We start from the raw sequence: 20,622 nt of genomic DNA, 5'->3' as shown, positions 1-20,622 counted from the left end.
GAAAACAGCAGTTCTGATGAACTGCTGTTTTTTATGTTTTAAAAGCAGAAGGCCGGGGAGAATATACAGGGGCTTAAAGCAAAATGCTTGCCGTTTCTGACAAGCTTTGGTACGCTTTACGAAAAGGTAATCACCTTTGGACTACATATCATTCAAGGAGGAATAATCATGGCTAAATTTGAACTACCGGAATTGCCTTACGCATATGACGCACTTGAGCCTCATATCGATAAGGAAACAATGAACATCCACCACACAAAACATCACAACACATACGTGACAAAGCTTAACGACGCTATCGCTGGAAAAGCTGACTTGGAAAGCAAATCCTTGGAAGAGCTTGTTGCAGGTGTTAACGAACTTCCTTCCGATGTACAGACAGCTGTACGCAACAATGGTGGCGGTCACTATAACCACAGCCTATTCTGGAAGCTTCTTTCCCCGAATGGCGGCGGCGAACCAACTGGAGAAGTTGCTAGCGCCATTGCAAACAAATACGGTACATTCGATAAATTCAAAGAAGAATTTGCAGCAGCTGCAGCTGGCCGTTTCGGTTCTGGCTGGGCATGGCTGGTAGTGGAAAACGGTGAAGTTGATATTGTTTCCACACCTAACCAAGATAACCCTGTCATGGAAGGTAAAACACCGATTCTTGGCCTTGACGTATGGGAGCATGCTTACTACTTGAAATACCAAAACAAACGTCCGGATTACATCAGTGCTTTCTGGAACGTTGTAAATTGGGATGAAGTGGAGCGTCTTTACAGAGAAGCTAAATAAGGCATCATTATAAAGAGGGACATCAGCTTTTTAGCTGGTGTCTTTTTTTGTGCATATCTCTTTTTTGTAAGCAGATACTAAGTAGCAGTAAAAGGAGGCGGGCAATATGAAGCCGAATTTATTTACCGCGGATTCTGCCAAGAAAGAGCTGCATATGCTGCTTTTGATCGGGGCCCTTTACTCCCTCGGTATCTTTCTGTCGAATACGTTTGTCAATATTTACTTATGGAAACAAACGAATGATTTGATTAATATCGCCATGTATAATTTGGCGATCTACATTGCACAAACCATTCTATTCACGTTGTCAGGCGGTTGGGCGAAACGGATCGATCGGGTGATCATCCTTCGAATAGGGGTTTTCTTCCTGAGTCTGTTTTTCCTGCTTGTCCTTTTCACGGGAGAGCAGGCAGCTTCTTACAATCTTCTCCTGGGTGCAGTGCTTGGAATAGGGTATGGCATGTACTGGCTGGCTTATTCTGTGCTGACATTTGAAGTGACCGAACCAGAAACGCGTGATTTTTTCAACGGGGTTTCTGGATTGCTGCAATCCCTGACGGGTATGATCGGTCCATTCGTAGCCGGGTATATCATCACAAGGATGAACAATTCCCATGGTTATACGCTGATATTCGCTGTCTCCTTCTTTCTTTTCCTGATGGCTGTCATCTGTACGGCAGGTATCAAAAGAAGGCCAGCGGAAGGGAAATTCGGCTTGAAGCAGCCGTGGAAGGAAATCAGACGTAATGCAGCATGGAAGAATACCATGTTGGCACATGTATTTCAAGGTGTGCGGGAAGGCATTTATACTTTCATCATTTCTGTCTGGGTCTTCATCGTGACCAATAGCGAGCTTTCCCTTGGGACATTCAATCTTGTCTATTCCGCTTTTTCGTTTATCTTCTATTATATAGCGACGAGATACATCAAAAGCCGTCAGCGGAAGATGGCCATCTTCCTTAGCGGAATTGCACTTTCCCTAAGTGTGCTGCTTCTGCTCATCGAGCTCAATTTTTCTACCTTGCTGATTTATGCGGCAATCATCGGTGTTTTTTATCCGATATTGTACGTACCATATTTGTCCCTCTCCTATGATGTGATTGGTAAAGCCAGGGATGCTGCTATGCTCCGGGTGGAATACATCGTGCTGAGTGATGCGGCCACGAATATAGGAAGGATCATTTCTGTCACGGCATTGCTTGCAGGTATCGGGATATGGTCAGAGGCATCGATTCCGTATCTGATGTTCATTCTTGGGGCAGGGCCGTTCTTCATCTATTTCTTTACTCGTCATATCACAAGCTTTGCACCAGCCGCTTCAGTGAAGAAGCTTCCCAAGAATGAAATTGCAGGGGACGACAACCGCTGACATATATTTAGTAGAAGCAGACGGTGGTTGATGATATAATGGGAGCAGTATGTAAGAATGGGGGAACATTATGTCTAAAAAAAGGAAGAAAAAGCGTGCACTGCTTCCTTTCCGTCTCAATGTTTTGTTTGCGATTGTCTTCCTGCTGTTCTCTGCTTTGGTTTTGCAGCTGGGCGTTGTGCAAATCATAAACGGGGAAGAACACCAGGCAGTATTGGAAGAGACGACAAATGATATCGCTGAAATTTCTGTTCCGCGCGGGATGATATATGATAGCGAAGGGAATGTGATCGTAGGGAATGAACCGGTATATTCGATCACGTACACCCCTCCAAAGAATGGGGACTCTGCCGAGAAGCGGCTGGAGATAGCTACCAAGCTTGCGGACATCATAAAGATGAACGATAAAGCCATCGATAAAATCACCGAGCGGGAGTACAAAGAATATTGGTATCTATTGCATACAAAAGAAGCGGACAGCCGGCTGACTGCTTCTGAAAAAGAGTCATTAGATGATTCCGAAGTGTACGAAGCCACCCTTGACAAGATTACAGAGGATGATTACAAAGAGCTGGAGAATGATGAGAAGGCGAAACAAATCATTGCCATCAAGCGAGAGCTGGACAGTGCGACCGAGCTTGTCCCGCATGTAATCAAAAATGAAGGCGTGACCGAAGAGGAATATGCGACGATTGCCGAAAACATGGGAGAACTGTCCGGAATCAATGTCGCCACCGACTGGGAGCGGTATTATCCTTATGACGGTTCCCTTCAAGGTATCCTCGGCGGTATCAAGACAGGTATCCCCGAAGGAGAAGAGGATTATTATAAATCCCGCAACTATCAGTTGAACGACCGGATAGGCACCAGCGGCCTGGAGAAGGAATATGAAAGCATCCTGAAAGGCGATAAAAAACGTGTCCGATATGTAACGGACAATAATAACAACATCGTCTCCCAGGAGGTCATTTCAGAAGGGCAGCGCGGTCAGGACCTTCAACTGTCCATCAATATGGACTTCCAGAAAGAGCTTGACAAGATCGTCAGGGAAGAGCTGAAAGCTGCAATAAACAAGCATCCGGGTGCGAACCGTTATCTGGAGGATGCCATGGCCGTGATGCTCAACCCGAACACAGGTGAAATTTATGCTGCCAGCGGACAGCATTATGACCGGGAAAACAAAAAGTATGAATCTGCCGACATGAATACTGTCTTCAGTGCCAACGCCGTTGGTTCCACCGTCAAAGGCGCGACACTGCTTGCCGGGTATCAGGAAGGCGTCGTGGAAATGGGACAGACATTCTATGATACGCCGATGAAAATTGCAGGTACCCCGCTGAAAAGCTCCTATAAGAATATGGGTACAATCAATGATCTGCAGGCACTTCAAATGTCATCCAACGTGTATATGTTCAACGTGGCATTAAGACTCGGTGGAGAATATAACTATAAGTATAATCAAAGTGTTTCATTTGATCATGATGCTTTCAGGAAGCTTCGGAACTATTATAATCAAGTGGGGCTCGGAGTCGAAACAGGTGTCGACCTGCCTTCAGAATCCACTGGTTACGTAGGCACCACGGGTCAGGCCGGTAACCTGCTTGACTTTTCCATTGGACAGTTTGATACGTACACGACCATGCAATTGGCGCAATATATATCTACCATCGCAAACGGGGGATACAGAATCAAACCGCATTTCGTCAGCGAAATACATGAACCATCCAATGAGCAAGATAAGCTTGGACCTCTTGCGGAAACGAAGGCGCCGGAAGTCTTGAATAAGATCACAGCTACAGACGAACAGATCGACCGAATCAAGCAAGGTTTCAAGATGGTATTCCAGACACCGAAAGGCACTGCATACAGTCATTTGAGCGCAAAAGCGAAAACGTATAATATTGCCGGGAAAACAGGTACTGCCCAGACGAGCATCAACGGCACGGAACTGGAGAACTGGACCTTGATCGGCTATGCCGATGACGAGACTCCGGATATTGCATTCGCCATCATGGTACCGAACCTCGGCATCATCAATGGCGGTTCACAGTACCCTATCACATACAACATCGCCAATCGCGCACTCGAGTATTATTATGAGCATACAGCACCAGACGATGAAGACAAAGCTGAAACTGAATAAGCAATATTACCCAAAGAACCACCCGAAAATATGGGGTGGTTCTTTTTTTTTCAACAAATTCATACTCAGATTTACAAAACCTTTACATTCCGTTTATTTTTCCTTAATGATGACAAGCTAATATTGTACTTGTAAGGCAAAGGAACTAATTGAATCACGTAGGGGGAAAATCAAACATGAAGAAGATGAAACTATCTGTATTGCTTGCAATGTTTGCACTAGTTATTGGTGTACTTGCAGCATGCGGCGGCAACGCTGGCGGCGAGGAATCAGAAGGAGACACAAGCGGGAACAGCAACAGCGGCGGCGGAGAAGCTTCCGAAACTTCCATTGTTGTAGCAGGTTCCAGCGCAATGCAGCCACTAGTAGCAGCTGCTGCTGAACAGTACAAGAGCGAGAATCCTGACGCAGACATTCAGGTGCAAGCAGGTGGTTCCGGAGCTGGCCTAAGCCAAGTCCAAGAGGGTTCAATCGCCATTGGTAACTCCGATGTGTTCGCCGAAGAGAAAGAAGGCATCGATGCTGAGGCACTTGTGGATCACAAAGTCGCAGTTGTCGGCATGACAGCGGCAATCAACCCTAAAGCAGGTGTGGATGATCTTACAAAACAGCAGCTTATCGATATCTTCACAGGCAAAGTGACTAACTGGTCTGAAGTAGGCGGAGAAGACATGGAAATCACACTTGTTAACCGTCCTGACTCTTCTGGTACCCGTGCTACATTCGTTAAGTACGCGCTTGATGGCGAAACACCAGCTGAAGGTATCACTGAGGATTCCTCCAACACTGTTAAGCAAATCGTTGCAGATACAGACGGAGCAATCGGTTACCTTGCGCTTTCCTACTTCGATGATGACTCAATCGTGAAAGCTAAAATCGATGGTGTTGAGGCTACAAATGAAACTATCGGATCTGGCGAATTCCCAATCTGGGCTTATCAGCACTCTTATACAAACGGAGAGCCTGAAGGTCTTGCGAAAGAATTCCTTGATTACATGCTAAGCGACGAAGTTCAATCTTCAATCGTACCTGAACAAGGCTACGTTCCAATGACTGAAATGAAAGTTGAACGTGACGCTGAAGGCAACATCACTGAAAAATAATATGTAAAAACCACAGGGTAGATGCAGTGCTTCACTGCATTTACCTTACTGTGGTTATAAAATAGCTATTACAGACAGCGGGATGCCTTATTTGTAAGGTATTCCTTTCCGCTGTTTTCAAGAGGAGTTGTACAAGTTGGCAAAAGCATCAGTAACCCCTTCAGCTGAAGAAAGGCTGATACTGACAAAGAAAAATAGACGATGGGATGAAGTACGCGGACGTTCCCTCGTTACTATATGTGCAGTGATTATGATTGTTGCAACGATTGCTGTGACTATTTTCCTGGCCCAAAAAGGCCTGCAGTCTTTCACAGTGAATAATATTAATCCCATTGCATATCTTACAAGCACGAATTGGAATCCCACAGGCGGCGAGAATGCATCCTTTGGTATCTTTCCATTTATTTTCGGCTCATTAGCGGTTACTTTTTTATCTGCATTGATTGCAGCACCGCTTGGTATCGGTGCTGCAATATTCATGTCCGAAATCGCACCTAAATTTGGGAAGAGAGTACTTCAGCCGGTTATCGAACTACTGGTGGGGATTCCTTCTGTCGTTTATGGTTTCATCGGACTTGTGGTACTGGTTCCATTATTACGGGATAATTTACCTGGAATCGGGTTTAGTTTGTTGGCAGGTGTCATCGTTTTGACTGTAATGATTCTCCCTACGGTTACTACTATAGCAACAGATGCCATGCGCTCATTGCCGAACAGTCTGCGGCAAGGTTCGCTTGCTTTGGGTGCCACACGCTGGCAGACAATCCGGAAAGTATTGATTCCAGCAGCATTGCCATCCCTATTGACAGCTATCGTGCTCGGAATGGCCCGGGCATTTGGGGAAGCACTGGCTGTACAGATGGTAATTGGTAACACACGTGATTTGCCTGGAAGTATTTTCGATACTTCCGCAACTTTAACAACTATCGTTACACTGAACATCGGACATACGACGTACGGCAGCATCGAGAACAATACGTTATGGTCAATGGGTCTCATATTGCTAGTTATCTCATTCGTCTTTATCTTCATCGTCCGTTACTTGTCCGGTAGGAGGAAAATTTAATGAACAGCAGAATTACAGATCGTATCGCAACAGGCGTTTTCTATGTAATAGCAGCAATCATGGTAGCATTACTGCTTTATCTATTCTATTTCATTCTATCTAATGGTGTACCGCAGATAACTTGGGATTTCCTTACGTCTGCATCCAGCTCCTATCAAGCTGGCGGTGGTATACGTGATCAGTTATTCAACTCCTTGTATATCCTTGTGATAACAATGATCATCACTGTGCCGCTCGGTGTATGCGGCGGTGTTTATATGGCTGAGTATGCGAAGCCGGGCAGAGTCACCAATTTCATCCGTACGTGTATTGAAATGCTGGCATCCCTGCCTTCCATCGTTGTTGGTTTGTTCGGTCTTTTGGTATTCGTCAATACGACAGGCTGGGGCTATACAATCATCGGCGGTGCGTTGGCTTTGACAATTTTTAATATTCCGGTCATGGTCCGGGTAACGGAAGATGCAATCAGAAGTGTACCGAAAGAGCAAAAGGAAGCAAGCTTGGCCTTAGGGATCACAAGATGGCATACGATCAAAACGGTTTTGCTTCCTTACGCTTTTCCGGGAATTTTAACTGGTGCAATTCTTGCTTCAGGGCGTGTTTTTGGCGAGGCAGCTGCATTATTGTACACAGCGGGTCTTTCCACACCGACACTTGACTACGGAAATTGGAATCCATTTTCGGAGAATTCCCCGTTGAATATTTTCCGCCCAGCGGAAACTTTGGCCGTCCATATTTGGTCTGTTAACACACAAGGCTTGATTCCGGACGTACGTGAAGTAGCCAACGGTGCCTCAGCGGTCCTGGTTATTGCTGTACTGGTGTTCAATATCCTCGCTCGATGGCTGGGCAGTGTCATCCATAAGAAACTAACAGCAGGTAAATGATGAAGAGAGGAGTTCGCGACATGAACTATACAGCAGACAGACCGAGTGAGACGAAATCAGATAACACGAAAATGACATCAAATACAACATCCAATAAGGAAGTAGTTCTGGATGTGAAAGATCTCAGTATTTTCTACGGCAGCAATGAAGCTGTAAAAAAGGCAAACATGGGAATTGAGAAAAATGCGGTGACGGCATTGATTGGTCCGTCAGGGTGTGGCAAGTCCACATTTCTTCGTTCGATCAATCGGATGAATGACTTGATTCCTTCAAGCCGTGCGGAAGGCGAAATCATTTATGAAGGCATCAATATCCTTCGGAATGATATCAATGTTGTTGCCTTACGTGCTGAAATCGGCATGGTGTTCCAGAAACCGAACCCATTCCCTAAATCGATTTACAATAATATTACCCATGCTTTGAAATACAATGGGCAGAAAGATAAAAAAGTCCTGGATGAAATCGTGGAGCAAAGCTTGCGTAAAGCGGCGTTATGGGATGAAGTGAAGGATCGTTTGCATCAGTCGGCCCTATCCTTATCCGGAGGGCAGCAGCAGCGTCTTTGTATAGCTCGTACCTTGGCGATGGAGCCGCAAATCCTCCTGTTGGATGAGCCGGCTTCGGCACTTGATCCGGTATCGAATTCCAAAATTGAAGAGTTGATTCTTCAGCTGAAAGAGGATTATTCCATTGTCATTGTGACACATAATATGGGGCAGGCCTCCCGTGTGTCAGATAAAACAGCATTCTTCCTAAGCGGTGATGTTGTGGAATACAATGATACGAAAAAGATCTTCACAAATCCTTCTGAAACGAGAACAGAAGAATATATTTCCGGAAGATTCGGGTAGGAGGCAACGGTCATGCAAGTAGCAGCTGAGAAAGAGACAATTTTCCAGGTCAATGATTTGAACCTATGGTACGATGATTTCCATGCTTTGAAGGATGTAAATTTACAAGCATTGAATAATGAAATTTACGCCATTATCGGCCCATCGGGCTGCGGTAAATCCACTTTCATCAAAACGCTCAATTTGATGATCAATATGGAGCCGGGGGTACGTATGACTGGCGAAATCAATTACAAGAATCAGAACTTGCTCGATTCCAGGGTGGATCTTGTTGATTTGCGCCGTAAAGTGGGTATGATTTTCCAAAAAGGCAACCCATTCCCGCAATCCATTTACGATAATATTGTCTATGGCCCCAAAATCCACGGTATCAAGAAAAAGAGTGAATTGGATGAAATCGTGGAAACGACGTTGAAGGATGTTGCACTTTGGGATGAAGTGAAGGATCGTCTCAAGTCCTCTGCGATGGGACTTTCTGGCGGACAGCAGCAGCGTCTCTGCATTGCACGGGCGCTTGCCACAAAACCAGATGTAATATTGATGGACGAACCGACATCTGCTTTGGATCCGATTTCCACTTTGAAAATCGAAGAGCTTATGACGGAGCTGAAGAAAAAATATTGTATCGTCATCGTCACGCACAATATGCAGCAGGCTTCCCGTATCTCTGATAAGACAGCCTTCTTCCTGCATGGCCGTGTTGTGGAGACTGCAGAGACGGGTAAGATATTCTCTAACCCGGAAGATAAGCGGACAGAAGATTATATTAGCGGACGTTTCGGTTAATTACGTATTGGAGGAGAACGTATGGTAGCAAGAGAGCAATTCTCAGCAGATTTGGAAGCAATTCAGCAATCTATTATTTCTTTTGCGCATGAAGTGGACACAGCTTTGAAGCAAGCAATTGATGCATTATATGAGCGGGACAGCGATCTTGCTTATAAAGTGATCGAAAATGATGATCTATTGAATGAACGTGACCAGGAGATTAATGAAGCGACTATCCAACTGATTGCCATGCAGCAGCCTGTGGCCACGGATTTGCGCAGGCTGGTTGCTTTCCTTCGTGTATCCTCTGATTTGGAACGCATGGGTGACCATGCCAAAAATATCGCAAAAAGCGTAAATCGACTGAATGTATTAAGTCCCTATGATATCCCTCCAGCTATCCGGGATATGCAGGAAGTTGTCAGCAAAATGATTCATAGTGCTGTGCAGGCTTTCGAAGAGGAGGATATCAGCAAAGCAAAGAAACTGGCTGATTTGGATAAGGTCGTGGATAGTATGTATGGTGAATTATTCCGCGATATGCTGGATGAACGAAAAGCGCAAACAGGCAAGCATCAACAGACGATGCAGCTTGTCTTCGTCGGACGTTTTGTCGAGCGTGTAGGAGATCATATTACCAATATTGGCGAAAGCATTCTTTATCTTGTAAAAGGGACTTCTGTTGATTTAAATAAATAAGAAGCAGCGGCAGTTGCCGCTGCTTCTTATTTTGTCATTAATTCAACGATTTCTTTATAGTCCATGTCGGAATCCAGATCATACTTACCGACTTGGAGTGATTGGCTAGCCTCTGTAACATCCAGGTATGTACGGAAAGCAGCTCCATCTTCGATGATTCCCGCTTTCTCAAGCGAGGATGCTACTTCTCCACTGGTCATCCCGTTTTCCAGCTTTAAGGTATACGTTTTTTTCTGCTGCTCAGGTTCCGATTTTGCAGCATTCCCTGTCTGTTTCCCTGTCAGTTGATTGTATTCCTTGTCATCCAGTACATGATAGCCTTGGCCTTCCAGCTCCTGTTTCATTTCGTCATTATCCGGTTTTACCATTTGGGGCTCGGCGGAAGCTGCTTGTTCGGTCTTTGCTGCTTCCGTGTAATGAAAATAAAGCATAATCGCTCCTGCAAGCAGGAGGGCGGTTGCAAATCCTTGTATCACTTGCTTCATAATGGAACTCCCGCCTGTTTTGCGATGCGGTATACATCATCTTCTGTCATATTTGTATGATTGGCTATTTCCCTGATGGAATAGCCTTGCTGATGCAGGCGAAGAACCTGTTGGAAAATAGCTGGCTTCTGTGAGGCCTTATTCGGTTTTGGCTCACGCTGTACAGCTGGAAGGAGCTCTTCTTCAAGAATTTTGACTTTTTTATTCAACGTATATGTTTCTTGCATGTTGGATAGGGTAAGCTGTTCAATTTGCTGATCCAATTGTTTGAATTTATCTTGCATGAAGAACGAGAATATCCATAATATGATACCGGCTGCAAGAAAAGTGATAGCAGCAATTAGCATGTTTGTCTGAACCTCCTACATATTGCTAACTTAGTTATACCATACCAAACAGCTTGCGGATATATCGTTTTCGACAATTTTCACTTTTCTTCTGAAATAGTTATGGATAACGGTTGATTACCTAACATAATTCTGCTATTATTAGATGGTCTGAAGATCGTTAAGTTTTCATACACTTTATTTAAGATTGTTGGGAGGGATTATACATGCGTGTAAATATTACTCTCGCCTGCACAGAAACAGGAGATCGTAACTACATTACAACAAAAAACAAGCGTAAACATCCAGAACGCATGGAGCTTAGAAAATATAGCCCACGCTTGAAAAAGTATACGCTGCACCGCGAAACAAAATAAGCTTGATTAAAAAACTCCCTCCTATATTTGGCGGGAGTTTTTTTACATAACAAGGGGGGCGGGATGGATGGAAGATAAAGACTTGCTTCGACAAGAGGCGCTCCAGCTGCTGAAGGAGATGCCGCAGACAGATAAGCTTCGAGTCGAGCAAAAGCTGGCGGGATTTCTATTTGGTTCCGCAGTTTGGCAAGAAGCATCCAGCGTGGGTCTTACGATGGCTCTTTCACATGAATGGGATACAACTAGGCTGATCCAGCAAGCTTGGCTGGAAGAGAAGAAAGTATGTGTTCCGCTCACGACCAAAAACAGAGGTATGCAGTTTTTTTATATAGAAAGCTATGACCAGCTCACAAATGGTGCTTTCCATATCAAAGAACCGGTTCCGGAACTATGTCTACCCGCTTCAAAGGATGAAATCGACCTTCTGATTGTTCCTGGTCTGCTTTTTACAGAATCAGGTTATAGGATTGGTTATGGAGGGGGCTACTATGATCGCTATTTAACCGATTTTAAAAATACGACATTGTCGCTGGCAAGTACACAGCAAATCAGAAGATCATTGCCCATAGCTCCTTTTGATCTGCCAGTCGATCATCTTTTGACAGATGATGGTTTTCTGTTTTGACCGAATAGGAGTATTCTCCTTCGGGTTACACTATGGTTATCCCGAAGGAAAGGAAGGGTGCTGATGTGGAAAACCCTTATCACGACGCTGACACTGGCAGCAAGTGTCGTATTTTTAGTTCGGGAGCGGTACCGGGTGCTGAATGCACTGTTAGCAGTAACGGTCCTGCGTAAAGGGCTTATCCGGCTTTCAATGGGATTTGAGCCCCTGCGTTCCCGGATGCTGCCGATTTTATTCAAACGCTCAGTGTAAACTGGGCGTTTTTCCATGATTTTTTTGATAAACTGTAGGCAGAGGGGGAGAGGTATGACCTACAACGAAGAAACGGCGTATTACAGAATGATCAATCGTCTGCTTGCCGTTCACGATTTCACATTTATAAGGGCTGAGGATGACCTGCGTGTCGCTTGGCTGGAGAAGAAGCAGGATGGAATAACCTATATCGTGAAACTTTCGCTCAAGACGTTTACTTGGGCAAATCATCTCAAACAGGATATTTTGAAAACCGCCAACCAAATTCAAAATATGAATAAAGGATTATTTTCCAAAAAGACAAGGATACATAATGTCTATTTTGGCGAACAGGAACCTGCTGATGATTGGTCAAAGCTTAAGAAACCCATGATTATCAAAAGCAGACGCCCGATCCCGATGCAGCTTTATTATTTGGATCGCGAGTCGAATGAGACAGAGATGGAGAAACTCTTTCGGCATTTGAAGCTGGAAGATACCTTGTCTTTGACATCGGCCGATGAACAGGAAATCGAGATGGAGAAGGGGAGGCTGCGGAGTTTGCTGATTCAGCAGCAGCAGGCTGAACAAGCTGTTTTCCATCGAAAGAAACCGCTTCTGGTCTATGCATTCATCGGAATTTGCCTGTTGATGTTCCTAATGGAAACATTGCTTGGCGGTTCTACGAATTCCGCGGTGCTTATCGAGCTTGGGGCAAAGTATAATCCTCTTATCCTGTCAGAAAATGAATGGTGGCGTATCGCTTCCTCGATGTTTCTGCACATCGGCGCGCTGCATCTTTTAACGAATATGCTGTCGCTGTATTATCTCGGAACATTGACGGAGCAGGTTTTTGGTCATCGGCGTTTCTTTTTGATTTATCTTTTAGGCGGTGTCATTGGGGGATTGGCGAGCTTCGCTTTCTCCGACAACCTGAGTGCGGGCGCATCAGGTGCTATTTTTGGGCTGTTTGGTGCTTTGCTTTATTTTGGAGTTGTATATCCAAAGCTGTTCTGGCGGACGATCGGGAACGGGCTGATTGTCATTCTCCTTATCAACTTGGTGATCAGCTTCTCTGCGAGTCACGTCATCGATGTATTCGCTCATTTAGGCGGTTTGGTCGGCGGCTTTGCGGTTTCGTTCCTGGTCGGACTGCCGGGTAAGAAGAATAAGGGTGCCCGACTTGGCGGACTTCTTATGACTGTCCTATTGATTGTCGGCCTTCTTTGGTATGGATTGGCTGGTCCTGTCAATGAATCGGTACGTCAGATGGTGCAAGTGGAAGAGGCTGCCGAACAAATGGATTATGATGCCATCATCGAGCATACGTCAGCGGCGCTCGATGACGGGGATACCGCTTATGAGCCTGCGCTGCTGTTTTACCGAGGAGCAGCTTATTACGATACAGGAGATGTCGATAAAAGTATCGCTGATTATGAACGCCTTGTTGAGCTGCAGCCCGATAATGATTCTGCTCATTATCTGCTGGCTGCAGCGTTACATGCGCAGGGAAATGACGATGAAGCCAGGAAGCATGTGAAAAAGGCAACCGAACTCGATCCGGATAATCAGGAATACAAGCAGCTTCAGCAAGAGATCTCTCAGTAATATTGCAGCAGCTCTCTATGCCGGCCTGTTTCATCCTGATACAGCACCCGCAGATGCTTACCGGATTTATCGAAAAGCAGCAATGGAACGTATGTGCTCACTGTGCCTTCCTCCACGGCTGGACCGATTGGCACGATATAATTACGGTAAAGACCTTCCCAGAGCCGGCTGATGACCTCCTGCCTTTTTTTATCTTCCGAAAGGCCGTTGATAGTTGATAAATCGGCATTTGGCAGCGCGGTGAGCGGTACTTCGATATATTGATCGGCAGGGATGGATAACTGTTGTTTTGCATCTGCCCACACTCGTTTCAGCACTTGGGAGGTATCGGTTATGGCGACGGAGCGGGATTGTATTTCTTTTTCGTTCTTGGGGAAGGAAAACAGTTCAAACGAATTGGACGTATAGGAACGAATCCCGGACAGCTTGAATGTGCTTGTGATTTCGTTATCATGCAGCTCCGCAAAATGAAAAGATACGGCATCCAGCTGCTTGTTTGGCTGAAGGATAAGCGTTTTTTCCTGTATCAAGCTGCGACCAGGATGCATCCATTTATTCATCACGCCTGCCAATTTTCCGTTTTCAAACAGCAGTCCGACGTCCTGACGCAAATATGCTTCTCTGTCAAGTAAGCTTTCGATACGCCAATGGACTCTCCGGAAATCCACTTTTTTCAAGGATGTGGATGTATCGGCGAAAGCGGCAGCATCATCGATCGGGAAGTGCTGGATCACTGGCTGAGGCTGCTGGGTGCGAATGAAATAAATGGTACTAAGGATAACGGAGAAAAGGATACATCCAATTACAAGCATTTTTCGCATTCATTGTCCTCCTCATTGGACAAACTCTCGCTTATTGATACTATGTAATAGACCTACATATTATGAAAGAAGGGATAGCCATGCAAAGAATAGACCGTATTGCTGAAACGTTGGAAAAGCTTGTACATATACCCAGTCCTTCGGGGTATACGGAGCAGGCAATTGATTTTTGCCGCAGTTTTGCCGATTCCCTGGGACTCTCCGCCAGGGTGACCAATAAAGGAGCTTTGCTGATCACGGTGCCAGGTAAAGATACAGCTCACCATCGTCTATTGACTGCACATGTTGATACCTTGGGAGCGATGGTAAAAGAAATAAAAGCGGATGGAACTTTGTCATTGGCAATGGTTGGCGGTTTTCGCTGGAACAGTGTCGAAGGAGAATACTGTACGATACATAGCAAGGAAAAAGCCTTCAGCGGGACTATCCTGATGCATCAGACCTCCGTGCATGTTTACCGTAACGCAGGGGAGGCGAAAAGGGATGAGAAAAACATCGAAGTACGGATCGATGAGCTGACGGCATCCCGCGAAGAAACAGAGGCACTGGGAATCCGCGTCGGGGATTTCGTCTCATTCGATCCGCGCTTTGAACGTACAAATTCCGGATTCATCAAATCCAGGCATTTGGATGATAAAGCCAGTGTCGCCATCCTGCTTGAGCTGCTTCGGGATTTGAAGGAAGAAGGGCGGCAGCTGCCGTATACCACGCATGTGTTCATCTCTAATAATGAAGAAATTGGTTATGGGGGCAATTCGAACATACCTGCAGAAGTGGTGGAATATATCGCGGTCGATATGGGAGCGATCGGGGACGGTCAAGCAACGACCGAATTTGATGTATCGATCTGTGTGAAAGATTCAAGCGGTCCTTATCATCATGGGTTAAGGGAGCAGCTGGCTGAGCTCGCGCAATCAAACGAGTTGCCGTATAAGCTGGATATTTATCCTTATTACTCATCAGACGCTTCCGCAGCAATACGAGCAGGATATGATATCCGGCATGGTCTGATCGGACCTGGCATAGCTGCATCCCATGCCTTCGAGCGGACTCATGAAAAGGCCCTGGCAGCAACCTATTCCTTGCTGGAAGCTTATCTTCAAAGTCACATGTCATAATTGTAAAGATATGACCTGAAGTCAATTGATTTCAGGTTATTTTTTTTACAATAAGGCATATTGTTAAGAAGGTGTGAACGTATTCTTAAATCATTTTCAATTTTAGGTGAAGGTTGTTATAATATGTTAGGTGATATGTATGAAAACGGTTTATGATGTAATGCAGTTATTGAAGACGTATGGAATTTTTGTATACATTGGAGACCGCAAGCTCGATTTGAGCATGATGCAGGAAGAGCTGCGGGAGCTGTATGAAAATAAACTATTGTCTTTACAGGAATATGGACAAGCAAATTTGATTTTAAGAAAAGAGATAAGTGCTTTGTCGGATAGTCGAGAAGGAGCGGGAAACAATGAGTAAGGATGGATTATTGATCGGTGTCGATATCGGGGGCACGACAATCAAGCTCGCCATCATCGATGAAACGAGCGAAATCATTGAAAAATGGGAAATCAAGACGGATAAATACGAGCAGGGTCTGCACATTCCGAAGCAGATCTGGGAAACGATCCAGGCGAAGCTTGAGGAACTCGGCATCGCGAAGGAAAGGATCCAAGGCATTGGAGTCGGAGCCCCGGGTTTCGTTGTCCCGCGTAATGGTGTCATTGCAGAAGCAGTCAATGTCGGCTGGCGCGATTTCCCTCTCTCGGCTGAGCTGGGTGTATTATCCGGGCTTCCTGTATTCATCGATAATGATGCCAACCTGGCAGCATTGGGCGAAGTATGGAAAGGTGCTGGAGCCCAGCAGGATAATATCATCGCCATCACTCTGGGAACTGGCGTAGGAGCAGGCTTGATTGCGAATGGACATATCATCAATGGCATCAATGGTACAGCAGGGGAAATCGGCCATGTCACGGTCGAAGAAAATGGTGCCCCATGCAATTGCGGGCGCAAGGGCTGTTTGGAAACAATCTCATCTGCTACCGGTATCAGCCGCCTGGCAACCGAAGCAGCAGCTGAGGATCCCGATAGCGGTTTGGGCAAGCGCCTTGCAGACAACGGCGCCGTTTCTTCCAAAGATGTCTTCGAGCTGGCTGCCAAAGGGGATGAACAAGCGAACAGGATCGTGGAAAAAGCAACCACTGTCCTGGCGCATGTCTTATCCAATGCGGCTATCCTTACCAATCCCTCCCGAATCATCATCGGGGGCGGCGTTTCAAAAGCAGGGGAGGCCTTGATCGGTCCGATCAAGGAAGCCTTCAAAAAAGCAGCGCTGCCGCGCACAACATATGATTGCGAAATCGTGCCGGCACAGCTCGGCAATGACGCAGGTGTCTACGGTGCTGCTTACCTGGTGAAACAGCACTTGGAGGAGGCTGCAAAATAATTAAAGAAAAAATGCGTGCATGGCAGCAGCACAAGTTGCTGCCATCTGTTTTACGCTCTGTTCTATAATGAGGAGGATTTTTACTTGAAACGAACATTCACTGCACCATTATATATTTTGGCGACAGTTTTGTTTGGACTGAAAACGTATATCATTTATCGTTTCCTATTCAATATCAGTTTGGATAATGCCATGCAGGAGTTCATCCTGCTGCTGAATCCGTTTGTAAGTGCCTTTCTGGCTTTTGGCCTCAGCGTATTATTCTCACGTAAATGGCAGATACGGTATATCCGGTTCATCAGCCTCGTGGGTTCTATCATTTTGTACATCAACTTGATTTTTTACCGTCACTTCAGTGATTTCCTCACAGTGCCGGTCCTCATGCAAGGAAGCAATGCCGCAGATCTTGGCGGCAGTATTCTCAGCCTTATCTATCCGCAGGACATCCTGCTGTTCTTGGATTTGGCCATCATCTGGTTCCTCAGCTACCGTTATAAAGAGACCATGACGGTCGATTACCTTCGCAGAAAGAAAGTTTCAACCATGGCGGCCATTGCTGCTTTCGTCGTATTGAACGTAGGCTTGGCTGAAGCGGAACGTCCGCAGCTGTTCACCCGCGGCTTCGACCGGGAATATTTGGTCAAAAACATCGGTTTATTCAATTTCCACATTTACGATGCTGTCATGCAATCGAAGACAGAAGCACAGCGTGTATTTGCCGACGGGAATGAACTTCCGGAAATCACTTCTTATGTAAATGAAGAAGTGGAGACCGGGAAGTCGGAAAAATTCGGCCAGGCAAAAGGGAAGAATGTCATCTTCATTTCCCTGGAGTCCATGCAAAGCTTCCTGATCAATAATGAATTGAATGGGGAAGAAGTCACTCCATTCCTGAATAGCCTGACAAAGGATAAAGATACGTATTATTTCGAGAATTTCTATCATCAGACAGAACAGGGGAAGACCTCTGATTCCGAATTCCTGGTTGAAAACTCCCTGTATCCGCTGCCGCGCGGTGCCGTGTTTTTCACACATGGGCAGAATGAATACAACGGAACACCGGAAATTCTCGGACAGCATGATTACACGACTGCAGTCTTCCATTCAAACAACTCCAGCTTCTGGAACCGTGACGTCATGTATGACAGCCTTGGCTACGATACATTCTATGATGAAAATAGCTACGACGTCATCACAGAAGGAGAGGATCGAAATACAGTCGGATGGGGCTTGATGGATAAGCCATTCTTTGAACAGTCGACTCCTTATTTGCAGGAATTGGAAGATCCATATTATACGAAGTTCATCACCTTGACGAATCACCATCCATTCGATTTGCCGGAAGAGGAAGCAACGATTGATCAATTTGACTCCAATTCCCAGACATTAAATAAGTATTTCCAAACAGCGCGCTATACAGACGAGGCTGTGCAGCAATTCTTCGAGCAGCTGAAAGAATCCGGTGAGTATGAGGATTCCATCATCGTCATGATGGGCGATCATTATGGCATCAGTGAATATCACAATAAGGCGATGAGCCAGTACCTGGGCAAGGATATAACGCCATATCAGCAAATACAGAATCAGCGCGTACCGTTCTTCATCCATATTCCCGGTGACGGGAATGGACAGGTGATGGAAAAGGTAGCCGGGCAGATCGATGTGAAGCCGACTATCCTGAGTCTGTTGGGAATTGAGTCCGAGCACGACATCCAATTCGGTAATGATGTGTTTGCCAAAGACCGTAAGGAATACATCGCCTTGCGAAATGGCGATTTCATCAGTGACGATTATGTGTTCACCAATGATATGTGCTATGACAGGCTGACAGGTGAACCAGCAGATGATCAAGAAGGTGAAGAAGCCGAGATATCCGGAGAAACCGGTGAACAGATTGAAAGTGTATGTGAACCGATAAGGGAACAAGTAACAAAGGAACTGAATTACTCCGACCGGATCATCTATGGCGACTTACTTCGATTTTATGACTTTGAAGAAGGAAAAGAAAAAGCAAGTTGACAAAAGGATCGCTGTTATGCAGCGATCCTTTTGCAATAGGCCTATAAAAGTCTGTTATGGAAACAGCGACGATGAATGCAGTCACATTAATAAATGCAAGCAAGAATGTGAGGATGGATTAAGATCACTTGCTTACCCTCCTATGAGCAAATTTGTTGGTTTCCTGCTATACTTGTGTTAAATGAAGCTTGGCAAATACCTTCCATAAAGTAGTGCACACATATATACTTGTCGAGCTTTTGAACATTATTTGGAAAGGAGCAGATGAGCGAAATGAAAATACATACATTAGGTCTAGGACCGATGGGAACAAATTGTTACATACTTGAATCAAAGAATGACTGCCTGATTGTCGACCCGGGCGGAGATAGCGTCAAATTGATCGAATGGATCAAGCAGAAGGAACTTCGGCCGCAGGCAATCCTGCTGACACATGCACATTTTGATCATATCGGGGCAGTCGATGACGCCAGGGATATATATCATATACCGGTATATCTGCATGAGGAAGAAGCCGATTGGCTTGGCGACCCGAGTAAGAATGGGTCAAAAATGTTCCCGGTCAAGCAAATAACGGCAAGGGATGCTGATGAGAGCCTGAAGCCTGGTGAAATGAAGATCGGGCAGTTTGTTTTTGAAATCCGTCATACGCCTGGTCACTCCCCTGGAAGTATCACCTTGGTCTTCCATGAAGCGAAAAGCGCAATCGTTGGAGATGCATTATTCCAGCGCGGTATCGGCCGGACAGATTTATACCGGGGAGATTTGCCGACTTTGATGCACAGCATAACGAATCAATTATTGTCTTTGCCGGATGACTATGAGGTATATCCTGGACATGGGCCTAAGACGACGATAGGGGAAGAGCAAGCGAAGAATCCATTCCTCATATAAAAGAAGATCCCGCCTATATGGTGGGATCTTTTTACTGGGCTAGCTGGATTCGAACCAACGATAACGGGACCAAAACCCGCTGCCTTACCGCTTGGCTATAGCCCATCGTACAAAGCTTAGTCTGTGTGATTACGATGATTTTATTCATTTGGAATGATATTTTTTATAAAAAATTATCGGTTTATCCGTATAATCGGTTTTGATTACATAATGTGCTAGAATCTGATCATCATCGATGCTGACCGTGACATCAGCTTCCACAGCTTCATTCCGGATTTTATATGTTTCTTCTTCAGCATCCAGATTGGGAAGATAATGGTTTTCAATGACGTTGGTCGCAATAGACGCAGCTTGTTCCAATTTGTACTGCTCGAACAGCAGGTCGGTTGATTGTACACGGATAGTGAGAAGCAAGCTGCCGGATGTGATCAAAAGCAGGAAAAAAGCTGTAAGGAAAAGGAGGAAAGGATGGACAAAGCCTTTTTCATTCCAACGCAATATGCTTCTCAAACGATTCCCCCTCTTTTCCTTTAATTATTGCAATGATTGTGCTCCCATCCAAATGGAATTCCAGTTTCTCGATATGATGAAGATAAATTTCATGACCTTTGCCATTAACTCGTCTCCGAATCATGTCCTTATATTGTTCAAAGACAGCTATTCTTCCTTGCTGGTCTTCAATGAAAAGTCTATCATCCTCTATCCTTACAAAATTTCCTTTGTGTACTTCCATTGAAATGAAATGCAGGGCTTGTCTGACTGACAATGACTCTGGTTCTGTATTTTGTACCAAGGGTGCGAGGAGGGGGGGAATGGATGAGAGGATCAGGATCAATATACCCAGTGCAATCAATGCTTCCAGAAGCGTGAAGCCCTTATCGCTTGAGGTATCCATACAGGCAGTTCCTCTCCTCTCTTCCGCTCTCGTTTAATTCCAGGCATCCTTTTTTCAAACCATCTTCGGTGCTGAATTTCAACTCTGCAGCAAGCTTCCCTTCTTGCAGCTTTTGGTTTTGGGGATCGGGCTTCGCCAGTTCATTTTGCAGCAGACTATAGTACTCCGCCTTTGTTTCCTGAAGGAGCAGTTCCTTTCTCAAATCAATCCACAAGGGCAGCAGAAG

At 45.3% G+C, this 20,622-nt stretch carries 24 protein-coding genes and 1 tRNA gene; 18 read left to right on the top strand and 7 right to left on the bottom strand.

Annotation, left to right across the window (positions count from 1 at the left end):
* Positions 1–168: 168 nt before the first annotated feature.
* The 9 genes from CHH53_RS07060 to phoU all read left to right on the top strand — a co-directional run bounded on the left by CHH53_RS07060 (position 169) and on the right by phoU (position 9,666).
* A complete protein-coding gene (locus tag CHH53_RS07060) occupies positions 169–780 on the top strand; it encodes a superoxide dismutase (RefSeq protein ID WP_095215424.1) in 612 nt (203 codons plus the stop codon).
* A 106-nt stretch (positions 781–886) separates the two neighbouring features.
* Positions 887–2,149: an MFS transporter gene (locus tag CHH53_RS07055; RefSeq protein WP_095215423.1), complete on the top strand. Its 1,263-nt coding sequence runs from the start codon at positions 887–889 to the stop codon at positions 2,147–2,149.
* A gap of 70 nt (positions 2,150–2,219) precedes the next feature.
* The gene (locus CHH53_RS07050; RefSeq protein ID WP_095215422.1) at positions 2,220–4,292 is read left to right on the top strand and encodes a peptidoglycan D,D-transpeptidase FtsI family protein; all 2,073 of its coding nucleotides are present in this window, start codon (positions 2,220–2,222) and stop codon (positions 4,290–4,292) included.
* Between the two features lie 176 nt (positions 4,293–4,468).
* Positions 4,469–5,395: a phosphate ABC transporter substrate-binding protein PstS family protein gene (locus CHH53_RS07045; RefSeq protein WP_095215421.1), complete on the top strand. Its 927-nt coding sequence runs from the start codon at positions 4,469–4,471 to the stop codon at positions 5,393–5,395.
* 136 nt (positions 5,396–5,531) lie between these two features.
* Positions 5,532–6,461 (top strand): phosphate ABC transporter permease subunit PstC, encoded by a 930-nt coding sequence (gene pstC, locus CHH53_RS07040; RefSeq protein WP_095215420.1) that lies wholly within the window; start codon positions 5,532–5,534, stop codon positions 6,459–6,461.
* Positions 6,461–7,348 carry a phosphate ABC transporter permease PstA gene (pstA, locus tag CHH53_RS07035; RefSeq protein WP_095215419.1) on the top strand — a complete coding sequence of 296 codons (888 nt, stop codon included), beginning with the start codon at positions 6,461–6,463 and terminating at the stop codon, positions 7,346–7,348. Before pstC ends, pstA begins: the two co-directional genes overlap by 1 nt.
* Before the next feature lie 71 nt (positions 7,349–7,419).
* Positions 7,420–8,199 carry a phosphate ABC transporter ATP-binding protein PstB gene (pstB, locus tag CHH53_RS07030; protein WP_233134928.1) on the top strand — a complete coding sequence of 260 codons (780 nt, stop codon included), beginning with the start codon at positions 7,420–7,422 and terminating at the stop codon, positions 8,197–8,199.
* Positions 8,200–8,211: 12 nt separating this feature from the next.
* Entirely contained in the window at positions 8,212–8,985 is a 774-nt protein-coding gene (gene pstB / locus CHH53_RS07025) for a phosphate ABC transporter ATP-binding protein PstB (protein ID WP_095215417.1), read from the top strand.
* A gap of 21 nt (positions 8,986–9,006) precedes the next feature.
* Positions 9,007–9,666, top strand: coding sequence for a phosphate signaling complex protein PhoU (gene phoU, locus CHH53_RS07020; RefSeq protein WP_095215416.1), 660 nt, complete (start codon positions 9,007–9,009; stop codon positions 9,664–9,666).
* A 26-nt stretch (positions 9,667–9,692) separates the two neighbouring features.
* Here phoU and CHH53_RS07015 read toward each other — a convergent pair whose 3' ends face one another.
* The gene (locus CHH53_RS07015) at positions 9,693–10,151 is read right to left on the bottom strand and encodes an endolytic transglycosylase MltG (RefSeq protein ID WP_095215415.1); all 459 of its coding nucleotides are present in this window, start codon (positions 10,149–10,151) and stop codon (positions 9,693–9,695) included.
* Positions 10,148–10,498: a helix-turn-helix domain-containing protein gene (locus CHH53_RS07010; RefSeq protein WP_095215414.1), complete on the bottom strand. Its 351-nt coding sequence runs from the start codon at positions 10,496–10,498 to the stop codon at positions 10,148–10,150. The genes CHH53_RS07015 and CHH53_RS07010 overlap by 4 nt, the downstream gene beginning before the upstream one ends.
* Before the next feature lie 206 nt (positions 10,499–10,704).
* Here CHH53_RS07010 and rpmG point away from each other — a divergent pair, with 206 nt between their 5' ends.
* From rpmG to CHH53_RS06990, 4 genes are all read left to right on the top strand, one after another.
* Entirely contained in the window at positions 10,705–10,854 is a 150-nt protein-coding gene (rpmG, locus tag CHH53_RS07005) for a 50S ribosomal protein L33 (protein WP_038561326.1), read from the top strand.
* A gap of 67 nt (positions 10,855–10,921) precedes the next feature.
* Entirely contained in the window at positions 10,922–11,479 is a 558-nt protein-coding gene (locus CHH53_RS07000; RefSeq protein WP_095215413.1) for a 5-formyltetrahydrofolate cyclo-ligase, read from the top strand.
* Between the two features lie 63 nt (positions 11,480–11,542).
* On the top strand, positions 11,543–11,731 hold the full coding sequence (locus CHH53_RS06995; RefSeq protein ID WP_095215412.1) for a hypothetical protein: 189 nt from the start codon (positions 11,543–11,545) through the stop codon (positions 11,729–11,731).
* Between the two features lie 54 nt (positions 11,732–11,785).
* Complete coding sequence (locus CHH53_RS06990; RefSeq protein ID WP_158221506.1) at positions 11,786–13,318, top strand: rhomboid family protein; 1,533 nt, start codon at positions 11,786–11,788, stop codon at positions 13,316–13,318.
* Here the strand turns inward: CHH53_RS06990 and CHH53_RS06985 are convergent.
* A complete protein-coding gene (locus CHH53_RS06985; RefSeq protein ID WP_095215410.1) occupies positions 13,312–14,139 on the bottom strand; it encodes a hypothetical protein in 828 nt (275 codons plus the stop codon). The two genes, CHH53_RS06990 and CHH53_RS06985, sit on opposite strands and share 7 nt — an antisense overlap.
* 80 nt (positions 14,140–14,219) lie before the next feature.
* On the opposite strand from CHH53_RS06985, the gene CHH53_RS06980 reads away from it, so the two are divergent.
* The 5 genes from CHH53_RS06980 to CHH53_RS06960 all read left to right on the top strand — a co-directional run bounded on the left by CHH53_RS06980 (position 14,220) and on the right by CHH53_RS06960 (position 19,501).
* Positions 14,220–15,257, top strand: a complete 1,038-nt coding sequence (locus CHH53_RS06980; protein ID WP_095215409.1) for a M42 family metallopeptidase — start codon at positions 14,220–14,222, stop codon at positions 15,255–15,257.
* A gap of 139 nt (positions 15,258–15,396) precedes the next feature.
* Positions 15,397–15,618 carry a YqgQ family protein gene (locus CHH53_RS06975; protein WP_095215408.1) on the top strand — a complete coding sequence of 74 codons (222 nt, stop codon included), beginning with the start codon at positions 15,397–15,399 and terminating at the stop codon, positions 15,616–15,618.
* A complete protein-coding gene (locus CHH53_RS06970; RefSeq protein WP_095215407.1) occupies positions 15,611–16,588 on the top strand; it encodes an ROK family glucokinase in 978 nt (325 codons plus the stop codon). Before CHH53_RS06975 ends, CHH53_RS06970 begins: the two co-directional genes overlap by 8 nt.
* Positions 16,589–16,672: 84 nt before the next feature.
* Entirely contained in the window at positions 16,673–18,607 is a 1,935-nt protein-coding gene (locus tag CHH53_RS06965) for an LTA synthase family protein (protein ID WP_233134925.1), read from the top strand.
* Between the two features lie 273 nt (positions 18,608–18,880).
* Positions 18,881–19,501: an MBL fold metallo-hydrolase gene (locus CHH53_RS06960; RefSeq protein WP_095215425.1), complete on the top strand. Its 621-nt coding sequence runs from the start codon at positions 18,881–18,883 to the stop codon at positions 19,499–19,501.
* Between the two features lie 34 nt (positions 19,502–19,535).
* Here CHH53_RS06960 and CHH53_RS06955 read toward each other — a convergent pair.
* The 4 genes from CHH53_RS06955 to CHH53_RS06940 all read right to left on the bottom strand — a co-directional run.
* Positions 19,536–19,606 (bottom strand) — tRNA-Gln (locus tag CHH53_RS06955).
* Between the two features lie 39 nt (positions 19,607–19,645).
* A complete protein-coding gene (locus tag CHH53_RS06950; protein ID WP_095215406.1) occupies positions 19,646–20,011 on the bottom strand; it encodes a hypothetical protein in 366 nt (121 codons plus the stop codon).
* On the bottom strand, positions 19,986–20,396 hold the full coding sequence (gene comGF, locus CHH53_RS06945; RefSeq protein ID WP_095215405.1) for a competence type IV pilus minor pilin ComGF: 411 nt from the start codon (positions 20,394–20,396) through the stop codon (positions 19,986–19,988). Before comGF ends, CHH53_RS06950 begins: the two co-directional genes overlap by 26 nt.
* Positions 20,377–20,622: hypothetical protein (locus tag CHH53_RS06940; protein WP_233134924.1), on the bottom strand; the 246-nt coding region annotated here is incomplete at its 5' end. The genes CHH53_RS06940 and comGF, both read right to left, overlap by 20 nt.

Source organism: Terribacillus sp. 7520-G, assembly GCF_002271665.1.
Classification (GTDB): domain Bacteria; phylum Bacillota; class Bacilli; order Bacillales; family Amphibacillaceae; genus Terribacillus.
Note: the sequence above shows the minus strand (reverse complement) of the source record. Positions and strands in the feature narration are given on the sequence as shown.

What these genes read in the sequence shown, in the direction of transcription:
- CHH53_RS07060 (WP_095215424.1), top strand. Translation starts at nt 169, where the DNA reads ATGGCTAAATTTGAACTACCGGAATTGCCTTACGCATATGACGCACTT.
- CHH53_RS07055 (WP_095215423.1), top strand. Translation starts at nt 887, where the DNA reads ATGAAGCCGAATTTATTTACCGCGGATTCTGCCAAGAAAGAGCTGCAT.
- CHH53_RS07050 (WP_095215422.1), top strand. Translation starts at nt 2,220, where the DNA reads ATGTCTAAAAAAAGGAAGAAAAAGCGTGCACTGCTTCCTTTCCGTCTC.
- CHH53_RS07045 (WP_095215421.1), top strand. Translation starts at nt 4,469, where the DNA reads ATGAAGAAGATGAAACTATCTGTATTGCTTGCAATGTTTGCACTAGTT.
- pstA (WP_095215419.1), top strand. Translation starts at nt 6,461, where the DNA reads ATGAACAGCAGAATTACAGATCGTATCGCAACAGGCGTTTTCTATGTA.
- pstB (WP_233134928.1), top strand. Translation starts at nt 7,420, where the DNA reads ATGACATCAAATACAACATCCAATAAGGAAGTAGTTCTGGATGTGAAA.
- pstB (WP_095215417.1), top strand. Translation starts at nt 8,212, where the DNA reads ATGCAAGTAGCAGCTGAGAAAGAGACAATTTTCCAGGTCAATGATTTG.
- phoU (WP_095215416.1), top strand. Translation starts at nt 9,007, where the DNA reads ATGGTAGCAAGAGAGCAATTCTCAGCAGATTTGGAAGCAATTCAGCAA.
- CHH53_RS07015 (WP_095215415.1), bottom strand. Translation starts at nt 10,151, where the DNA reads ATGAAGCAAGTGATACAAGGATTTGCAACCGCCCTCCTGCTTGCAGGA.
- CHH53_RS07010 (WP_095215414.1), bottom strand. Translation starts at nt 10,498, where the DNA reads ATGCTAATTGCTGCTATCACTTTTCTTGCAGCCGGTATCATATTATGG.
- rpmG (WP_038561326.1), top strand. Translation starts at nt 10,705, where the DNA reads ATGCGTGTAAATATTACTCTCGCCTGCACAGAAACAGGAGATCGTAAC.
- CHH53_RS07000 (WP_095215413.1), top strand. Translation starts at nt 10,922, where the DNA reads ATGGAAGATAAAGACTTGCTTCGACAAGAGGCGCTCCAGCTGCTGAAG.
- CHH53_RS06995 (WP_095215412.1), top strand. Translation starts at nt 11,543, where the DNA reads ATGTGGAAAACCCTTATCACGACGCTGACACTGGCAGCAAGTGTCGTA.
- CHH53_RS06990 (WP_158221506.1), top strand. Translation starts at nt 11,786, where the DNA reads ATGACCTACAACGAAGAAACGGCGTATTACAGAATGATCAATCGTCTG.
- CHH53_RS06985 (WP_095215410.1), bottom strand. Translation starts at nt 14,139, where the DNA reads ATGCGAAAAATGCTTGTAATTGGATGTATCCTTTTCTCCGTTATCCTT.
- CHH53_RS06980 (WP_095215409.1), top strand. Translation starts at nt 14,220, where the DNA reads ATGCAAAGAATAGACCGTATTGCTGAAACGTTGGAAAAGCTTGTACAT.
- CHH53_RS06975 (WP_095215408.1), top strand. Translation starts at nt 15,397, where the DNA reads ATGAAAACGGTTTATGATGTAATGCAGTTATTGAAGACGTATGGAATT.
- CHH53_RS06970 (WP_095215407.1), top strand. Translation starts at nt 15,611, where the DNA reads ATGAGTAAGGATGGATTATTGATCGGTGTCGATATCGGGGGCACGACA.
- CHH53_RS06960 (WP_095215425.1), top strand. Translation starts at nt 18,881, where the DNA reads ATGAAAATACATACATTAGGTCTAGGACCGATGGGAACAAATTGTTAC.
- comGF (WP_095215405.1), bottom strand. Translation starts at nt 20,396, where the DNA reads ATGGATACCTCAAGCGATAAGGGCTTCACGCTTCTGGAAGCATTGATT.